The sequence below is a fragment of the Streptomyces sp. NBC_01142 genome (assembly GCF_026341125.1).
Classification (GTDB): Bacteria; Actinomycetota; Actinomycetes; order Streptomycetales; family Streptomycetaceae; genus Streptomyces.
Genome location: NZ_JAPEOR010000002.1, coordinates 111,815 through 130,202, shown reverse-complemented (window position 1 = coordinate 130,202; position 18,388 = coordinate 111,815). Strand labels below are relative to the sequence as shown.

Below are 18,388 nucleotides of genomic sequence, written 5' to 3'. Positions count from 1 at the left end.
TTCCCATGTCTGAGAACCATGATGCAATCGTCACAGACGCGAAAACGGAGGGCGCAGGTGGCTGCCCGGTCGCGCACGGGCGCGCCACGCACCCGACTCAGGGCGGCGGAAACCGCCAGTGGTGGCCGGAGCGGCTCAATCTGAAGATCCTCGCCAAGAACCCCACCGTGGCCAACCCCCTCGGCGAGGAGTTCGACTACGCGGAGGCGTTCAAGACCCTCGAACTCCCGGCAGTGAAGCAGGACATCGCGGAGGTGCTGACGACCTCGCAGGAGTGGTGGCCCGCCGACTTCGGCCACTACGGCCCGTTCATGATCCGGATGGCGTGGCACAGCGCGGGCACCTACCGGATCAGCGACGGCCGCGGCGGCGGCGGGGCAGGCCAGCAGCGCTTCGCTCCCCTCAACAGCTGGCCGGACAACGGGAACCTCGACAAGGCCCGCCGCCTGCTGTGGCCGGTCAAGAAGAAGTACGGCCAGAGCCTCTCGTGGGCCGACCTCATGATCCTCGCCGGTAATGTCGCCCTGGAGTCGATGGGCTTCGAGACCTTCGGCTTCGGCGGCGGTCGTGCGGACGTCTGGGAGCCCGACGAGGACGTCTACTGGGGTCCCGAGACCACCTGGCTCGGCGACGAGCGTTACACGGGCGACCGGGAGCTGGAGAACCCCCTCGGCGCGGTCCAGATGGGCCTCATCTACGTCAACCCGGAGGGCCCGAACGGCAACCCGGACCCGCTCGCCGCGGCCCGCGACATCCGTGAGACATTCCGCCGGATGGCGATGAACGACGAGGAGACGGTCGCCCTGATCGCGGGCGGTCACACCTTCGGCAAGACCCACGGTGCGGGCCCTGCGGACAGTGTGGGCGCCGACCCCGAGGCCGCCTCGATCGAGGAGCAGGGCCTCGGCTGGAAGAACGCCTACGGCACCGGCAAGGGTGGCGACACGATCACCAGCGGTCTCGAGGGTATCTGGACGAACACCCCGATCGCGTGGGACAACACCTTCTTCGAGATCCTGTTCGGCTACGAGTGGGAGCAGTTCAAGAGCCCCGCCGGCGCGCACCAGTGGAGGCCGAAGGGCGGCGCCGGGGCGGGTATTGTCCCCGACGCCCACGACGCGTCGAAGAGCCACGCCCCGACGATGCTGACGACCGACCTCTCGCTCCGGTTCGACCCGGCCTACGAGCAGATCTCGCGGCGCTTCCTCGAGAACCCCGACGAGTTCGCGGACGCCTTCGCCCGCGCGTGGTTCAAGCTGACCCACCGTGACATGGGCCCGATCGTGCGCTACCTCGGCCCTGAGGTGCCGACCGAGACGCTGCTGTGGCAGGACCCCCTCCCCGCCGTGACGCACGAGCTTGTCGACGCCGAGGACATCGCCTCCCTCAAGAGCCGGATCCTCGCCTCGGACCTGTCGGTGTCCCAGCTCGTGTCCACCGCGTGGGCGTCGGCCTCGTCCTTCCGCGGCAGCGACAAGCGCGGCGGCGCCAACGGTGCGCGCATCCGCCTCCAGCCGCAGAGCGGGTGGGAGGTCAACGACCCCGACCAGCTGGCGACGGTGCTGCGCACCCTGGAGGGGATCCAGCAGGCCTTCAACGCCGCCCAGACCGGCGGCAAGCAGATCTCGCTCGCCGACCTGATCGTGCTCGCCGGTGGTGCGGCCGTCGAGCAGGCCGCCAAGGACGCCGGTTCCCACGTCGAGGTCCCCTTCACGCCGGGTCGCGCGGACGCGTCGCAGGAGCAGACCGACGTGGACTCGTTCGCCGCGCTCGAGCCGACCGCCGACGGGTTCCGCAACTACCTCGGGAAGGGCAACCGGCTGCCGGCCGAGTACCTGCTGCTCGACCGGGCGAACCTGCTGACCCTGAGCGCCCCCGAGCTGACGGTTCTCGTCGGCGGCCTCCGCGTGCTGGGCGCGAACCACCAGCAGTCGCCGCTCGGTGCGTTCACCACGACCCCTGGGTCCCTGACCAACGACTTCTTCGTCAACCTGCTCGACCTGGGCACGACGTGGAAGGCGACGTCCGAGGACGCGAACACGTTCGAGGGTCGCGACGCCGCCACGGGCGAGGTCAAGTGGACCGGCAGCCGTGCCGACCTCGTCTTCGGGTCGAACTCCGAGCTGCGCGCGCTCGCGGAGGTCTACGCGAGCGATGACGCGAAGGGGAAGTTCGTGAACGACTTCGTCGCGGCGTGGGTCAAGGTGATGAACCTCGACCGGTTCGACCTCGTCTGATCATGACGTCCGGGTCGGCCCGCGCCGGCCGACCCGGACGTCCTCGGTCCGTGGAAGATGCCGGCCCCGTGAGCCGCCGAAGACCGAGCGGCTCGCTGCCGAAATCCCCGAGAGACCGACCAGGATGGTGAGACAGATCAGGTGGCGCTGCCGGGCAGCCACGAGGCCGCGTCACTGTCCGGGCATCGCTAAGCGTCCTGGGTGTCGGTGAGCCCGGAGGCCGGCGGCAAGGCGAGCACCGTCACTACCAGCCACAGCACGACCACGATGCACGTGCTGCGCCGCCCGCAGACGAGATGCGCCACGCCTCGGCGTAGCGGTCGATGAAGCTCCTGCGCCCGCCATGGCGCCCCCAACAGCCCCTCATGCGAGCCCCTCATGGTGGGCCGAATTGCCGGGATCGTGCGGAGTGTACGGATCCCGAGGGTCTCTGGTCCGTACCGAGGGACGTACCGGGGAGGGGAAGAGCCGCGGAACATGGCAGGCTTGGCCCATGGCCGTTCAGATCAGTCCCAGCATCCTCTCCGCAGACTTCTCTCGCCTGGCGGAGGAGGCGAAGGCCGTCGACGGCGCCGACTGGCTCCATGTCGACGTGATGGACAACCACTTCGTGCCCAACCTCACCCTGGGCGTGCCGGTCGTGGAATCGCTCAGCCGGGCGACGGACACCCCGCTGGACTGCCATCTGATGATCGAGGACCCCGATCGGTGGGCTCCGCAGTACGTCGAGGCGGGGGCCGGATCCGTCACCTTCCATGTCGAGGCGGCGGCCGCACCCGTGCGGCTGGCGCGCGAGATCCGCGCCAAGGGCGCCCGCGCCTCGATGGCACTCAAGCCCGCCACCCCCATCGAGCCGTACGAGGACCTGCTCCCCGAGCTCGACATGCTGCTGATCATGACCGTGGAGCCGGGCTTCGGCGGCCAGGCGTTCCTCGACATCATGCTGCCGAAGATCCGCCGCACCCGTGAGCTGATCTCCAAGCACGGCCTGGAGCTCTGGCTGCAGGTTGACGGCGGAGTCTCGGTCTCCACCATCGAACGATGTGCCGAAGCCGGTGCCGATGTCTTTGTCGCCGGTTCTGCGGTGTACTCGGCGGACGACCCGGCCGCGGCGGTAAGGATGCTCCGCAACCAGGCGACCGAGGCGACCGCTTCCGCTGCCTGGGCGTGCAGTCACTGAGCCACGGGCTCGGCGCGCTGCGCTTGTTCAACCGTTGTTGGCCCATCAGGGCTGATCAAGGACCGCTGGATCTGACAGGATGGCGGATCCGGAGTGTGTGTACAGCAGTGAGGAGAACGCGGTGTCTGCTAGGCCGTCGGGACGGTCTGCCCTGCGGATGGGACCCGCGGAGCTGGTGCAGGCGGCGGCCATGGCCCGTCGCTTCTACCTCGAGGGCAAATCCAAGATCCAGATCGCGGAGGAGTTCGGCGTCAGCCGCTTCAAGGTCGCGCGGGTTCTGGAGACGGCCCTCGAGCGTGATCTCGTACGGATCGAGATCCGCGTCCCTGCAGAGCTGGACGCCGAGCGCTCCGACGCGCTCCGGGCACGCTACGGCCTGCGGCACGCGGTCGTCGTCGAGTCCCCCGCCGAGGCCGCGGACGAGTCCCCCGACCCGGAGAACCTGGGCGAGGTGGCCGCCGACCTGCTCGGCGAGCTGGTGAACGAAGGCGATGTGCTGGGCCTGGCCTGGGGCCGGTCCACCATCCACATGGCTGCCGCGCTGGACCGGCTGCCGCCCTGCACGGTTGTCCAGCTCACGGGCGTGTACGACGCCGGGACGGCCGAGCGCGGCTCCGTCGAGGCGGTACGGCGCGCCGCCCAGGTCTCCGGCGGCGAGGCCCACCCGATCTACGCCCCGATGCTGCTGCCCGACCCGGCGACCGCCGCCGCGCTGCGCAACCAGACCGGCATCGCCCGCGCCTTCGAGTACTTCGACAAGGTCACCGTCGCGGCTGTCTCCATCGGCTCCTGGGAGCCGGGGATCTCGACCGTGCACGACATGCTCAGCGACGAGGAGCGCGCGCACTACGCCTCGCTCGGTGTCGCCGCCGAGATGTCCGCGCACCTCTTCGACACCGACGGCCGGCGGGTCGGCCGTGACCTCGGCGAACGGTGCATCACGGTCGAGGCCGACCGGCTGCGCCGTATCCCCGAAGTGGTGGCCATCGCCGGCGGTCAGCGCAAGGCGGAGGCGATCGCGGCCGTACTGCGCTCCGGTCTGGTCACCAGCCTGGTGACGGACACGGCGGCGGCGGACCAGCTGCTGTCGGCGGCACCGGGCCCCCGGCCCGCCCTCGAGCGGGCCGACCCGGACGACTGAGCCGCACGGACGACTGAGCCGCACAGGCGTCCCGGAGGTCAGGGCCGACCGGTGCGTCGTGGCCGACCGGCAGGGTGGCCTGATCGTTTGGAGGATCCGCTCGACGGCACACCCGTGAGCTGGAGTTTTCTCCCAGGCAACACATTGGTACCGGCATGGGAGAATGAAGTACGTGCGATTTCCCCGGCTGAAATGCCCGGGGGCCAACTCCGATCGACTGGGATGTTCAGCACGTGCGTTTCCTCAATGACCTGAAGCCGCCGTACGACCTGACGTACGACGATGTGTTCATGGTGCCGAGCCGCTCGGCAGTGGGTTCCCGCCAGGGCGTGGATCTTTCCTCCCCCGACGGCACCGGCACCACCATCCCGCTGGTCGTCGCGAACATGACCGCCATCGCCGGCCGTCGGATGGCCGAAACCCTCGCCCGCCGCGGTGGCCTCGTCGTCATCCCCCAGGACATTCCGATCGACGTCGTCACCGACGTCATCTCGTGGGTCAAGACGCGTCACCATGTGCTGGACACCCCGATCGTGCTCGCCCCCCACCAGACCGTCGCCGACGCGCTGTCGCTGCTGCACAAGCGGGCACACGGCGCGGGCGTCGTCGTGGACGGCGACCAGAAGCCGGTCGGTATCGTCACCGAGCACGACCTGGCCGGCGTCGACCGCTTCACCCAGCTGTCCGAGGTCATGTCCACGGACCTGCTGCTGCTCGACGCGGACATCGACCCGCGCGAGGCGTTCAACAAGCTCGACGGAGCCAACCGCCGGTACGCCCCCGCGGTCGACACCGACGGCCGGCTGGCCGGTGTCCTCACCCGCAAGGGCGCGCTGCGCGCGACCCTCTACACCCCGGCCGTCGACTCTCTCGGCAGGCTGCGCATCGCCGCCGCCGTCGGCATCAACGGCGATGTTGCGGGCAAGGCCAAGCAGCTGCTCGACGCGGGTGTCGACACCCTGGTCGTCGACACCGCCCATGGCCACCAGGAGTCGATGATCAGCGCGGTCAAGGCCGTTCGGGGTCTTGACCCGAACGTTCCGGTCGTCGCGGGCAACATCGTCGCCGCCGAGGGTGTACGCGATCTCATCGAGGCCGGCGCGGACATCATCAAGGTCGGTGTGGGCCCCGGCGCCATGTGCACCACCCGCATGATGACCGGCGTGGGACGGCCGCAGTTCTCGGCCGTTCTGGAATGCGCGGCCGAGGCGAAGAAGCACGGCAAGCACGTCTGGGCGGACGGTGGTGTGCGCCACCCGCGCGACGTCGCCATGGCGCTCGCCGCCGGTGCCTCCAACGTCATGGTCGGCTCCTGGTTCGCCGGTACGTACGAGTCCCCGGGCGACCTTCAGCAGGCCCCCGACGGCCGTCTGTACAAGGAGTCGTTCGGCATGGCGTCCGCGCGTGCCGTCCGCAACCGTACGAGCGAGGAGTCGGCGTACGACCGGGCCCGCAAGGCGCTGTTCGAGGAGGGCATCTCCACCTCGCGCATGTTCCTCGACCCGGCCCGGCCGGGCGTCGAGGACCTGATCGACTCGATCATCGCGGGCGTCCGCTCCTCCTGCACGTACGCCGGTGCGAACACCCTCGACGAGTTCGCCGAGAAGGCGATCGTCGGTGTGCAGAGTGCCGCCGGTTACGCCGAGGGCAAGCCGCTGCACGCCAGCTGGAGTTAGTCACCACAGCACTCCGCGCCCGGCCCCCGCGATTCCTGCGGGGGCCGGATGCGTTCTTTCTCGCCAACCGGCCTGCACAGGCATGTGTGGCGAGAGCCGGGGTATACGCGCCCTGCACTGACCACAGAGCAGGGGAGGACGACGTGTCCACGGCGAGCACGGTCGCGACCGAACTCACACAGCCTGGAACACAGAGGCCGAACACGGCGGAACTGGATCTTCCGTTCGTCGGGAATCCGGGGGAGGTGGCCCCCAAGGATGCCCGAGAGATCTCGAAAGTCTTCTTCGTACGGCTTGCCTCGCTCGACGAGGGAACGCACGAGCACCAGTACGTGCGGAACACGCTCATCGAACTCAATCTGGCGCTGGTCAAGTACGCGGCCGGCCGGTTCCGCAACCGGGCCGAGCAGATGGAGGACATCGTCCAGGTCGGCACCATCGGGCTGATCAAGGCGATCGACCGGTTCGAGCTGAGCCGCGAGGTGGAGTTCGCGACGTTCGCCGTTCCGTACATCGTCGGCGAGATCAAGCGGTTCTTCCGCGACACGAGCTGGGCAGTGCATGTGCCGCGCCGGCTGCAGGAGTTGAGGATCGATCTGGCGAAGGCGGTCGACGAACTCTCCCAGCGGCTGGACGGCGCGCCGACCACGGCCGAACTCGCCGAGTACCTCGGGATCGACGAGGAAGAGGTCATCGAGGGCGTCGTCGCCAGCAACGGCTATACGGCCGGCTCGATCGACATGCCCATGGACGACGCCTCCGACCACGCGCCGGTGCCGCTGTCCGACCGGCTGGGCGCGCCCGACGCCGATCTGGAGACCGCCGAGAATGTTCAGGCGCTCAAGCCGCTCATCGAGGAACTCGGCGAGCGGGACAGGAAGATCCTGCAGATGCGCTTCGGCGAGGAGATGACCCAGTCGGAGATCGGCGTGGAGCTGGGCGTCTCCCAGATGCATGTGTCACGGCTGCTGAGCCGTATCACCGCGCGGCTGCGCGAGGGCCTGCTCGTAGTGGAGTGACACTCCTGCTCGTGGTCGAGTGACACCCGCCCTCGAGGCGGCGGGTGTCAGCAGGCGGCCGGTGCCAGTACCTGCACCGGCCGCATCCAGGTCGCCTGCACGCGCTTGCCGTACGGCAGGGGGCAGACCTCGACCCGGCCCGCGAGCCGCAGCACCATGTGCCAGCCGAAACCGCCGCCGCCCATGAAGTCGGGCTCGCGCGGCACGGGAGGCAACGGGCTGGAGTCGTCCATCTCCACCACCAGGGTGTCCTGTCCCGCCGTCAGATGCAGTCGCCACCAGCCGGTGGTGTGCCGGACCGCATTGGTGACCAGCTCGGAGACGACCAGCAGCACCGCGTCCAGATCGGCCCAGGGGCAGTGCTGCAGCAGAAACTCCGCGGTGGCCCGTCGGGCCCCCGCGCTGTCCCTGTGCGGTGATTCCTCGATCACCACATGCGGTTCTGCGTTCACACCGCTCGCATACCCAGTTCTCGGCCATCTATGAACCCGTGCACCTTACGTCTCGGACGGCTGGGCCGACGAGACCCTCCCTCCGCACGGATGCGGCCACTGCGGCCGCGAGTGCGGCATGTCCCTCGTCGTTGGGGTGCAGGCCGTCGGCCAGCTGCCCGGGGTGGAGCAGATCGCGGCCCGGCAGCAGCACGAGCCGCTTGTCGCCGGACCCGTTGCCGGACTCGCCGCCCCTGCGGTCGCGGACGGCCTCCTCCATCGCCGTACGCAGCTCGGCGAGCGTCGCGCCAAGACGGTTCGGACTCCGTTCGGCGTCGGGGCGCAGTACGGGGGAGACCAGCAGGATCGGGGTGTCCGGGTGCCCTTGGCGTACGAGCTCGACGAACGTGCGCGTCGTCTCGTAGAGAAGCGTGGCCGAACAGGGTGTGCCGGACCAGCAGTTGGTACCGAAGGCCAGGGTGATCAGATCCGCGGGGAGGGTGGAGAGCTGTTCCGCGATGGCCGGCTCGCCCCGGGCCGCGCCCGCGTACCCCAGGTTCACGGTGTCCAGGCCGAGGGTGCGCCCGGCGACGGCGGGCCAGGAGTGGGCGGGTCGGGTGGACCACCAGCCCTCGGTGATGGAGTCGCCGTGGACGACCCAGCGCGGGCGCGGCGCCGCGGGTGCGATCGATCCGCCGAGCGCACGCAGTCCCAGGATCACCGGAGACTGTGCTTCGGGCGGATGGACGGTGAACGGACCCTCGAGCCCGTGGGGGAGCCGGATCGTGACGACCGCCTCCGCGGCCGGCTGCGTGAAGGTCTCGGCCACGCAGCTGTCACCGTGCCAGAGTGCGAATCCATGGGCGAGGTCCCGCAGCGCGTCCGTCGGGCCCGGCACGGAGGCGCGGTAGCGGATCTCGACCGCCTCCGCGGCGCGCGCGGTGAACTCCAGGCGTACGCCGATGGGGAGCGCGGCGCGTTCCCCGGTGTCCCAGGGCAGCCTGGCCAGATCGGCGGGGTCCGCGCGCACCGGACGCCCGCCGTCCAGCCATGCCACTCCGCGCAGAAAGGGGCCGGGGTCGAGCCAGGTCACTGAGGGCCTCCGACGGTCGGTTACGGGAACGTGACGGCCGGGCAGCCGTCCACCACCAACATCTGCCCGGTGATCTACGTGGCCATGAGTGAGGCCAGGAAATACAGGCGGACGTGATGCCAGAGCTCTCGGCGACCCGGCCGCGGGGCGTTGCGTCGGCGGCATTGCGCCGCAGTCCTCCTGGCCCGGCAGCGCCGCGACGCGCGTGGTCCGGACCGTGCGCAGGTCCACGGAGGAGGACCTCGGGGGCGCGGGCAGGGTGAGCCGCCTTCGCGGAAATCGTCCTCCGCTGCCCAGACCGTACGGAGCCGGCCCGCGAGAGGTCGGAGGGGTTACCTGCAGGAACATTGCGTTACTCGTGCCAGGTCCCGTAGCTTGACTGCCCTTACCGGAGGGTAATGACCGCCGGGCAGTTGTTCTATGTGCTCTGGGGAGACCATGCTCCGGCGATTCCGCCGCCCCACGATCCGCGGGCGGATCGTGACCCTGACGCTCATCCCCGTCATCGCTCTGATGGCACTGTGGAGTTCCGCCATGGTGTCGGTGACCGGCGAGCTGCGGGCCCTGATCCGTGTCCAGGGCGTCTACGAGACCTTCGGCACCCCGGTCGACACCGCCGTGGGACAGATCCAGATCGAACGCCGGATCGCCGCCGGGTATCTGGGAGCGGGGCGCAAGGACAGCCCGGCGGCCATCGCCGCGCTGACCACCCAGCAGCGCGCGACCGACCGGGCCGTCGGCGCCATGCGCGACGCGATCGGCGATCAGGAGCGGCGCGAAGACCTCTCCGGGCGTCAGCGGCAGTCCCTGGCCGCGATGACCGACGCCGTCGACGGCCTCGAGCGGCTGCGCGAGCGGGTGATCGCCCGGACGATCACCTGGGACGGCGCGGTGGACGCGTACACCGCCATGGTCGAGCCGACCTTCGATGTGCAGTCCACACTGACCGCCCTCCAGGCCGGGCAGCTCGCGCGGGAGGGCCAGGTCGTCGTCGAGCTGGTGCGCGTCCGGGAGTTCGTGTCCCGCGAGGACGCCCTGGTCGCCGGGGCGCGGGCCGCGGGCAGCCTCACCGACCGCCAGTACGACACCCTCACCGCCACCATCGAGGACCGGCGGGTCTTCCACCGTACGTACGTCCCCGATCTGCCGGCCGACTCCCGGGGGCTCTTCGCCGACTTCGAGCGGGGTGCGGAGTACCGGGCTCTGACCGCCGGTGAGGATGCCCTGCTGCGGGCCGGTGCGTCCGGTGCCGGGCAGGCCATGGCCGCCGACTCCTGGCGGACCACGACGGACCGCGCGGTCAAGCGGTACATGCTGCTGTGCACCGAGTCGGCGCTCAACACCGCCGATCGCGGACGGGCGTTCGCCTACCGGGAGATGGTCAAGGCCGCCGTCGTGGGCGTGCTCGGCCTGATCGCGGTGGGTCTGTCCATCTGGTTCTCGGTGGCCAGCGGCCGGCGCATCTCGCGCCGCCTGGAGGAACTGCGCGACGCCGCCGATGTGCTGGCCACCCGTCAGCTGCCCGAGGTGATGGAACGGCTCGGCGCCGGCGAGGAGGTCGACGCGGCCGCGGCTGCCCCGCCGCTGGACTTCGGTGACGAGAGGGAGGGGCTCGACGAGATCGGCCAGGTCGGCCGGGCGCTCAACGCGGCCCGCCTGGCGGCCGTCGAGGCCGCCGTCAAACAGGCGACCCTGCGCCGTGGCATCTTCGCCGTACTGCTCAACATCGCCCGCCGCAACCAGGCGCTGGTTCACCGGCAGTCGAAGCTGGTCGACACCCTGGAGCGCCGGACCAACGATCCGGACACGCTGGAGGACCTGTTCCGGATCGACCATCTGACGACCCGGATGCGGCGCCACGCGGAGGGCCTGATCATCCTCTCCGGCGCCACCCCCGGTCGGCGGTGGCGCAAGCCGGTGCCCGTGGTCGACGTCGTGGCAGCGGCGGTCGGCGAGATCGAGGACTACACCAGGGTCGTGGTGCCGCCGATGCCCGCGGTGGGCGTCGGCGCTGACACCGTGGCCGACGTGGTGCACCTGATCGCCGAACTCGTCGAGAACGCCACCGTGTTCTCCCCGCCGCACACGCAGGTCACCATGCGCACCGGCCGGGCCCGTAACGGCTTCGTGCTGGAGATCGACGACCGCGGTCTGGGCATGGACGAGGACGAGCTCGCGCAGGCGCACGGGACACTGGCCCGCCCCGGCGACTTCGACCCGGCGCACGACGAGCGCCTCGGACTCTATGTCGTCGGCCGGCTCGCCGAGCGCCACGGCATCGCGGTCACCCTGACCCGGTCGCCGTACGGCGGCACCACCGCCGTGGTGCTCCTGCCGGAGGCGATCCTCGCCCCGGTCGAGCCGCCCGCGAAGCCTGCGGCGGCGGTACGGGACGAAAAGCCGCGGCTCGTCCGTGCCGTACCGCCGCCGCGTACGCGGGAGCCCCTACCGCCGGTGCACGACCCGGCACCGGACCCCGCGCCGCCGTCGGAGACCGCGCCGCCCCGGGAGAGTGCCCCGCACGCGGAGCCCGACGCGCCTGCGGAGACAGCTGCGCCGACGGGGCTCCGTCCCGTACCCCTTCCCCTTCGCTCCAGCGGGCGTGAGGTGACCCCCTCCTCAAGCGCCGGAGGGGCTGGGAATCCACTGCCCACCCGGGTGCGCCAGGCCTCGCTCGCCGCCCCGCTGCGTGACACACCCCCGCCGGCGTCGGAGCCCCAGGGCCCCGACCGCGAGGTGTCCCCGGAAGAGATGCGCTCCATCTTCGGCGCCTTCCAGCGAGGGCTCGACCGGGGCCGCAGGGGCGATCCTGTGGACCCGGCGTCGCAGGCACCGCGCCCCCGCACGAACGATGAAGGGACGGACGACGATGCTTGAGGAACGCAGGGAGGACCAGTCGGACCTCGGCTGGCTGCTGGACGATCTGCTGGACAGGACCGACCACGTCCGCCAGGCGGTGCTGCTGACGGCCGACGGCCTGGCCACCAGCGCATCCCGGGGCATGGCCCGGAAGGACATCGAGCATCTCTCGGCGGTGTGCGCCGGCTTCCACAGCCTTGCCAAGGAGGCGGGTACCCGCTTCGAGGCCGGGAGCGTACGGCAGACGATGGTGATGCTCGACCACGCCTTCCTCTTCATCACCCCGGCCGGCGACGGCAGTCGGCTGGCCGTGCTCTCCGACATCGAGACCGACGTCGGACAGCTGGCCCATGAAATGTCGCTGCTGGTCAAGCGGGTGGGCCGGCACATGGCCGTGCCCACGCGCTCGGCCCCCGAGGCCACCGACGTCTAACTCGTGAGCGACCACTGGTACGAGGACGAAACCGGTCCGATGGTGCGGCCGTACACCGTCACCCGCGGCCGGACCCGTCCCGCCTCCGAGCACACCATCGATCTGATGTCGCAGATCGCGGCCGTGGACCCGGCCGGTCCCGAGCCGCGGCTCGACCATGCCCGCAGCTCCCTGCTCGAGCTGGTGCGCCGCGCGCCGCGTCCGGTCGCCGAGATCGCGGCCGACGCGGATCTGCCGCTCACGGTCGTGCGCGTCCTGCTGGTCGACCTCGTGGAGGCCGGACTGGTCCGGGTCTCCGCGCCGGCCACCCACGAGGGCCTCAACGACCCCGAGTTGCTGCGCGAAATCGCCGACCGGCTGCGGGAGCTGTGACGCTGCCGTTCGCCCCGGCGCAATGTTTCCCCGTAGTGCCCGTCATCGCGCAATGATCGTCCGGCAATGCGCAACAACGATGCATTACGGGCGTGACCAGCGGACTCATAGGCTCGGGCCCCGTACCAGGAGTGGCGGTGACCGTCTGCTCGGCGGTCCCTCCCCTCATGCGCGGGCTCATCCGTGATGCCCGCGGGCCGCCGCCGGTCACCCGTCGCCGACCCGCAGCCACGAAGGAGCCCCCGAAGTGCTGGACCACGGCGCAGCCCCGCCCGAGACCGAGCCACTGCCCGCCGCGAGCCCGGGGCTCGGCACCCGGCTGATGCGGCGCAAGTCCGTCGAGCGCATGGTCGCCGAAGGCGGGCAGGGCGAAGGCGGCACGCTCCGCCGCTCGCTCTCCATGTGGCAGCTGACCATGATCAGCATCGGTGCCACCCTCGGCACCGGCATCTTCGTCGTCCTCGGCGAGGCCGTCCCCAAGGCCGGCCCGGCCGTCACCATCTCCTTCGTGATCGCCGGACTGACCGCGCTCTTCTCGGCGCTCTCCTACGCCGAACTGGCGGGCACCCTCCCGGTCTCCGGCTCCTCCTACTCGTACGCCTACGCCACGCTCGGCGAGCTCGTCGCCTGGATCTGCGGCTGGTGTCTGATCCTCGAGTACGGGGTGGCGGTCGCCGCCGTCGCCGTGGGCTGGGGCGAGTACCTCAACGAGCTGCTCGACGGAACGATCGGTGTGACCATCCCGGCCGCACTCTCCGCACCGCCCGGCGACGGCGGGATATTCAATCTGCCCGCGCTGATCGTCGTGCTGCTCGCCATGGTCTTCCTGCTCGGCGGGGCCCGTGAGAGCGCCCGCGCCAACACCGTCATGGTCGTGGTGAAGATCGCCGCACTGGTGCTCTTCTGCGCCATCGGCGTCCAGGGCTTCCGGAGCGGCAACTACGCGGACTTCATGCCGCTCGGCATGGCCGGGGTCAGCGCGGCGGGCGCCTCGCTGTTCTTCTCGTACATCGGCTTCGACGCCGCCTCCACGGCCGGCGAGGAGGCCAAGAACCCGCAGCGCGACCTGCCGCGCGCGATCATGCTCTCGCTGCTGATCGTCACCGTGCTCTACGTACTGGTCGCGGCCGTCGCCGTCGGCGCCCGTCCGTGGGACGGCTTCGGTGAGTCCGAGGCCGCGCTCGCCGGGATCATGAAGGACGTGACCGGTCAGAACGTGTGGGCCGTACTGCTCGCCGCCGGTGCCGTGATCGCCATCGCCAGCGTCGTACTGACCGTGCTGTACGGACAGACGCGCATCCTCTTCGCGATGTCCCGCGACGGCCTGGTCCCCCAGGTCTTCTCCAAGGTCCACGCGAAGACCGGCACCCCCCGCGCGGGCACGGTGATCGTCTCGCTCTTCTGCGGAGTGCTCGCGGCCGCGATCCCGCTCGGCCGGCTGGCCGACGCCACCAGCATCGGCACACTCTTCGCCTTCGCGCTGGTCAACGTGGCGGTCGTGGTGCTGCGCCGGACCCGCCCGGACATGAAGAGGACGTTCCGGGTGCCGCTGTCTCCGCTGTTCCCTGCGATCGGTTTCGGGCTCTGCGTCTGGATGATGTTCAGCCTCGACACGATCACCTGGGTGGTGTTCGGAGTGTGGATGGCGGTCGGCCTGGCGATCTACTTCGGCTACGGGGTGCGCCGCTCTCGGCTGGGATCCGACCCTGTTGCTGATTGATACTGTTGCGTGTTGCGGCAGCGACCGTAGCCCGTCGCGGGCCCTCCGCTGAGACCAAGCATGGTGTGAAAGTTGCTGAACGACCTCGACGAACGCATCGTCCACGCCCTCGCGGAGGACGCCCGCCGCTCCTTCGCCGACATCGGCGCGATGGTCGGCCTGTCCGCCCCCGCTGTGAAGCGGCGTGTGGACCGGCTGCGCGCCCAAGGGGCCATCACCGGATTCACCGTACGGGTGGACCCGAAGGCACTCGGCTGGGCGACCGAGGGCTTCATCGAGATCTACTGCAGCCGCAACACCTCGCCCGAGGCCATCGAGCGCGGTCTCAAGCGCTACCCGGAGATCGCGTCCGCCTCCACCGTCACCGGTGACGCGGACGCGATCGTCCAGGTCTTCGCCTCCGACATGCGCCATTTCGAGCGCGTGCTGGAGCGCATCGCGGGTGAGCCCTTCGTGGAGCGCACCAAGTCGGTGCTGGTGCTCTCCCCCCTGCTGCGGCGTTACACCTCGGGCTCACCCGCCTGAGGTCAGAGGTCCGGGTTCCAGGGGCCGAACCCCTCCGCCAGGTGATCGGACGCCTCTTCCGGCAGGGGGCCCGGCGGGCTGCCACCACAGTCGCAGGGGCGGGCGATCGCGGTCCGACTCCGCCGCACGCAACGAATCGCCGCCGCGGGCACCGATTGCGCAATGGATCGGCACTCAGGACGCAACGGTCGCGGCTTGTCCGGGTACGACACCGGACCGTACCGTCTTAAACGTCCTCCCACACCCCGCACACATCTGCCCGAGGTCTGCCCATGCCGCCGCTGCGCACCGCCCTGCTCCAGAGTTCCGGCCGACCGGGTTCGGTCGCCGAGAACCTCAAGGTGCTCGACGAGGCCGCGGGCCGCGCCGCGGCCGCCGGCGCCGGGCTGCTCATCTGCCCCGAACTGTTCCTGACCGGGTACGCCATCGGTGACGACCTGCCGCGTCTGGCCGAGCCTGCCGACGGCCCCGGCGCCCGGTCCGTCGCGGAGACCGCCGAACGCCACGGCATCGCGGTGATGTACGGATACCCCGAGCGCGAGGGCGAGCCGGGCGGCCCGGGGAGGATCTTCAACTCCGCCCAGCTGATCGGCCCGGACGGCGCCCGGCTGGCGAACTACCGCAAGACCCATCTCTTCGGCTGCTTCGAGCAGGAGTGGTTCACGCCGGGCGAGCAGCTCGTTGTCCAGGCAGAGCTCGGCGGGATCCGGATCGGCCTCATGATCTGTTACGACGTGGAGTTCCCCGAGAACGTCCGCGCGCACGCGCTCGCCGGTACCGATCTGCTGCTGGTGCCCACCGCCCAGATGCACCCCTTCCAGTTCGTCCCCGAGGCCCTCGTCCCGGTCCGGGCCTTCGAGAGCCAGATGTACATCGCGTACGTCAACAGGACAGGTCCGGAGGGCGAGTTCGAGTTCGTCGGACTCAGCTGCCTCGCGAGCCCCGACGGCGCCGTCCGGGCCCGCGCAGGACGCGGCGAGGAGCTGGTCTTCGGCGAGGTGGATCCCGTCTTCCTGAGCGCCTCGCGCGAGGCGAATCCGTATCTGCGCGACCGCCGCCCCGGGCTGTACTCGCCCCTCGTCTGATCCCCTCGCCCGACCCCGCGTCCGGCCCCCGCGTCCGGCACCGCCGTCCGACCGCCCGGCCGAACCCCTCGACCTGCTCACTTTCCGTCTTTCCGTGCAAGGAGTCCGCACCCATGACGTCCACGGTGCCCACCGCTGTCCAGCACACCGACGCGCAGCCGCCGATCACCATGTTCGGTCCGGACTTTCCGTACGCGTACGACGACTATCTCGCCCACCCCGCCGGCATCGGCCAGATACCGGCGACCGAGCACGGTGCCGAGGTCGCGGTGATAGGCGGCGGCCTCTCCGGCATCGTCGCGGCGTACGAGCTGATGAAGATGGGTCTCAAGCCGGTCGTCTACGAGGCGGACCAGATCGGTGGCCGGCTGCGTACCGTCGGCTTCGAGGGCTGCGACCCCGGGCTGACCGCCGAGATGGGCGCGATGCGCTTCCCGCCCTCCTCCACCGCGCTGCAGCACTACATCGACCTGGTGGGCCTGACCACCGAGCCCTTCCCCAACCCCCTTTCCCCCACCACCCCGTCGACCGTCGTCGACCTCAAGGGTGAGTCGCACTACGCCGAGACCATCGACGATCTGCCGCAGATCTACCGCGATGTGATGGACGCGTGGAACGCCTGTCTGGAGGAGGGCGCCGACTTCTCCGAGATGAACCGCGCCATGCGCGAGCGCGATGTGCCGCGCATCCGTGAGATCTGGGCGAAGCTGGTGGAGAAGCTCGACAACCAGACCTTCTACGGCTTCCTCTGCGAGTCCGAGGCCTTCAAGTCCTTCCGGCACCGCGAGATCTTCGGCCAGGTCGGCTTCGGCACGGGCGGCTGGGACACCGACTTCCCCAACTCCATCCTGGAGATTCTGCGCGTCGTCTACTCCGAGGCGGACGACCACCACCGCGGCATCGTGGGCGGCAGCCAGCAGCTGCCGCTCAGGCTCTGGGAGCGCGAGCCGCAAAAGCTCGTGCACTGGCCGATGGGTACATCGCTGTCATCCCTGCACGACGGCGAGCCGAAGCCCGCCGTGACCCGGCTGCACCGCACCGCAGGCAACCGCGTCACGGTCACCGACGCCTCCGGCGACATCCGTACGTACCAGGCGGCGATCTTCACCGCGCAGTCCTGGATGCTGCTGTCCAAGATCGCCTGTGACGACTCGCTCTTCCCCATCGACCACTGGACGGCGATGGAGCGCACCCACTACATGGAGTCGTCCAAGCTCTTCGTGCCCGTCGACCGGCCGTTCTGGCTGGACAAGGCCGTCGACGACAAGGGCGAGCCGACGGGGCGTGACGTCATGTCGATGACGCTCACCGACCGGATGACGCGTGGTACGTATCTCCTGGACGACGGCCCGGACAAGCCCGCCGTCATCTGCCTCTCGTACACCTGGTGCGACGACAGCCTCAAGTGGCTGCCGCTGTCAGCGAACGAGCGGATGGAGGTCATGCTGAAGTCGCTCGGCGAGATCTACCCGAAGGTCGACATCCGACGCCACATCATCGGCAACCCGGTCACCGTGTCCTGGGAGAACGAGCCGTACTTCATGGGCGCCTTCAAGGCGAACCTTCCCGGTCACTACCGTTACCAGCAGCGGCTGTTCACCCACTTCATGCAGGACCGGCTGCCCGAGGACAAGCGCGGCATCTTCCTGGCGGGCGACGACATCTCCTGGACGGCGGGCTGGGCCGAAGGCGCCGTGCAGACGGCGCTGAACGCGGTGTGGGGCGTGATGAACCACTTCGGCGGCATGACCTCCCCGACCAACCCGGGGCCCGGTGACCTCTACGACGAGATCGCTCCGGTCGAGCTGCCGGAGGACTGACCTGCCGTCCGGGGCCGGCCGCGATCGGGCCGGCCCCGGACGGTCATCACATACCGGGCAAACTGCCGTATACCGCAGGGCCGTTGAGCGGCGCGGGCCAGGGCGTGAGCAGACAGCGCCCGACCAGGCCGACTCCGGTGTCCAGCCGCTCGGTGAACTCCTCGGCCAGGTCAGGTAGTTCCCGGACACCCCACAGCAGCCGCGCCGCCGACCAGGCGCCGTCGCGGGCCCGCTCGAGGCTCCAGGAGCCGAGGAGATGGGTCAGCGGATCGGCGATCTCCAGCAGATCGGGGCCCGGCATCAGATCCTCGCGGATGCGCTCCTCCAGCAGGACGAGGATGTCGCCCACGCGGTCGAACTCACCCTCCAGGTCGGCCGGTGCGCAGCCCAGCGCATGACAGGAGTCCACCACCGCGAGCGCCAGATCGTGCCCGATATGCGCGTTGATGCCGGCCAGGGCGAACTGCACCGGCCGTACACCGGGATGGCGCCGGTACTGGAACAGCGGCCGCCAGCAGGCGGGCGGCCGGCGACCCGAGGCCGCCGTATCCACGGCGGTCAGATAGCGCCGGGCGAAGAGAACGTCCAGCGTGACAGCGGCCTGCCGGTCGGGGAAGGCCCCGCCCTCGATGTGCCGCCCGATCTCCTCCGTCACCGCCAGATAGACCCGGTTGAAGACCGCAACCCCGTCCGTGGCGGGCCAGCTGGAGCGGAACGAGTGCATGCGCTCCACCACGGATTCGACCGGGGAGCGGTCGCGGGCGTCCCGCGTTGCGAACTGTTCGGTCTGCGCCATG

Annotated in this window: 15 protein-coding genes; 12 read left to right on the top strand and 3 right to left on the bottom strand. The window is 70.2% G+C overall.

The features are described 5' to 3' along the window. Positions 1-5: 5 nt before the first annotated feature. From katG to OG883_RS17875, 5 genes are all read left to right on the top strand, one after another. Entirely contained in the window at positions 6-2,237 is a 2,232-nt protein-coding gene (gene katG, locus OG883_RS17895) for a catalase/peroxidase HPI (RefSeq protein WP_266542023.1), read from the top strand. Positions 2,238-2,730: 493 nt separating this feature from the next. Beyond that, positions 2,731-3,417 (top strand): ribulose-phosphate 3-epimerase, encoded by a 687-nt coding sequence (gene rpe, locus OG883_RS17890; protein WP_266542021.1) that lies wholly within the window; start codon positions 2,731-2,733, stop codon positions 3,415-3,417. A 97-nt stretch (positions 3,418-3,514) separates the two neighbouring features. Next, entirely contained in the window at positions 3,515-4,558 is a 1,044-nt protein-coding gene (locus OG883_RS17885) for a sugar-binding transcriptional regulator (protein ID WP_266542018.1), read from the top strand. Positions 4,559-4,770: 212 nt separating this feature from the next. Further along, on the top strand, positions 4,771-6,234 hold the full coding sequence (locus OG883_RS17880; RefSeq protein ID WP_266549140.1) for a GuaB1 family IMP dehydrogenase-related protein: 1,464 nt from the start codon (positions 4,771-4,773) through the stop codon (positions 6,232-6,234). Positions 6,235-6,377: 143 nt separating this feature from the next. Further along, entirely contained in the window at positions 6,378-7,253 is an 876-nt protein-coding gene (locus OG883_RS17875; RefSeq protein WP_266542016.1) for an RNA polymerase sigma factor SigF, read from the top strand. A 47-nt stretch (positions 7,254-7,300) separates the two neighbouring features. On the opposite strand, the gene OG883_RS17870 is transcribed toward OG883_RS17875, so the two are convergent. Both OG883_RS17870 and OG883_RS17865 read right to left on the bottom strand, forming a co-directional pair. Next, positions 7,301-7,705, bottom strand: a complete 405-nt coding sequence (locus tag OG883_RS17870; protein ID WP_266542014.1) for an ATP-binding protein — start codon at positions 7,703-7,705, stop codon at positions 7,301-7,303. A 28-nt stretch (positions 7,706-7,733) separates the two neighbouring features. Next, on the bottom strand, positions 7,734-8,777 hold the full coding sequence (locus OG883_RS17865; RefSeq protein ID WP_266542012.1) for a GDSL-type esterase/lipase family protein: 1,044 nt from the start codon (positions 8,775-8,777) through the stop codon (positions 7,734-7,736). Positions 8,778-9,215: 438 nt separating this feature from the next. On the opposite strand from OG883_RS17865, the gene OG883_RS17860 reads away from it, so the two are divergent. The 7 genes from OG883_RS17860 (at position 9,216) to OG883_RS17830 (ending at position 17,591) form a co-directional block, all read left to right on the top strand. Further along, positions 9,216-11,654 (top strand): nitrate- and nitrite sensing domain-containing protein, encoded by a 2,439-nt coding sequence (locus OG883_RS17860; RefSeq protein WP_266542010.1) that lies wholly within the window; start codon positions 9,216-9,218, stop codon positions 11,652-11,654. Further along, positions 11,647-12,069, top strand: coding sequence for a roadblock/LC7 domain-containing protein (locus tag OG883_RS17855; protein ID WP_266542008.1), 423 nt, complete (start codon positions 11,647-11,649; stop codon positions 12,067-12,069). Before OG883_RS17860 ends, OG883_RS17855 begins: the two co-directional genes overlap by 8 nt. A gap of 3 nt (positions 12,070-12,072) precedes the next feature. After that, the gene (locus OG883_RS17850; protein WP_266542006.1) at positions 12,073-12,441 is read left to right on the top strand and encodes a DUF742 domain-containing protein; all 369 of its coding nucleotides are present in this window, start codon (positions 12,073-12,075) and stop codon (positions 12,439-12,441) included. A gap of 247 nt (positions 12,442-12,688) precedes the next feature. After that, positions 12,689-14,161 carry an amino acid permease gene (locus OG883_RS17845; protein ID WP_266542004.1) on the top strand — a complete coding sequence of 491 codons (1,473 nt, stop codon included), beginning with the start codon at positions 12,689-12,691 and terminating at the stop codon, positions 14,159-14,161. A 72-nt stretch (positions 14,162-14,233) separates the two neighbouring features. Then, positions 14,234-14,686: an Lrp/AsnC family transcriptional regulator gene (locus OG883_RS17840; RefSeq protein ID WP_266542001.1), complete on the top strand. Its 453-nt coding sequence runs from the start codon at positions 14,234-14,236 to the stop codon at positions 14,684-14,686. Between the two features lie 272 nt (positions 14,687-14,958). Further along, positions 14,959-15,771, top strand: coding sequence for a carbon-nitrogen hydrolase family protein (locus OG883_RS17835; protein WP_266541998.1), 813 nt, complete (start codon positions 14,959-14,961; stop codon positions 15,769-15,771). Between the two features lie 113 nt (positions 15,772-15,884). After that, complete coding sequence (locus OG883_RS17830) at positions 15,885-17,591, top strand: NAD(P)/FAD-dependent oxidoreductase (RefSeq protein WP_266541996.1); 1,707 nt, start codon at positions 15,885-15,887, stop codon at positions 17,589-17,591. Positions 17,592-17,637: 46 nt separating this feature from the next. On the opposite strand, the gene OG883_RS17825 is transcribed toward OG883_RS17830, so the two are convergent. Then, the gene (locus tag OG883_RS17825) at positions 17,638-18,387 is read right to left on the bottom strand and encodes a DUF5995 family protein (protein WP_266541994.1); all 750 of its coding nucleotides are present in this window, start codon (positions 18,385-18,387) and stop codon (positions 17,638-17,640) included. Position 18,388 lies beyond the last annotated feature (1 nt).